Raw genomic sequence first — 546 nt, forward strand, 5'->3', positions numbered from 1 at the left:
CCGCCTCTACGAGGCAGCTTCCTATGTGAAGACACAGCCAAACCTGGATCTGATCCAGCTCAACTCCTTCGGATGCGGTCTGGATGCAGTTACTACGGATCAGGTCAATGATATTCTGACCCGCTCTGGCAAAATTTATACGCTGCTCAAGATCGACGAGGTCAACAACCTCGGCGCCGCACGTATCCGTGTGCGCTCCTTAATCGCCGCGATCCGCGTGCGCGAGATGCGCCACTACCATAAACCGATCGTTTCCAGCGCATACAGCCGTGTTTATTTCACGAAGGAAATGAAGAAAAACTACACGATCCTCTGCCCGCAGATGTCGCCGATCCATTTCGACCTCATCGAACCGGCGGTCCGAAGCTGTGGTTACAACCTGGAGGTGCTGCAGAACTCCGACCGTACTGCTATCGACACAGGACTTAAGTACGTCAACAACGACGCCTGTTACCCGTCCCTGATCGTAGTTGGTCAGATCATGGATGCGCTGCTCTCCGGCAAATACGACTTAGAGCATACAGCCGTTATTATGAGCCAGACCGG

The 546-nt window shown here is 53.7% G+C and carries 1 pseudogene; it reads left to right on the top strand.

What is annotated here, in order from left to right:
- Nucleotides 1-546 (top strand): annotated as a pseudogene (locus QVO97_RS07110) (2-hydroxyacyl-CoA dehydratase); the annotation flags it as partial.

Source organism: Clostridium sp. CAG:43, assembly GCF_000434655.1.
Lineage (GTDB): Bacteria > Bacillota > Clostridia > Lachnospirales > Lachnospiraceae > Otoolea > Otoolea fessa.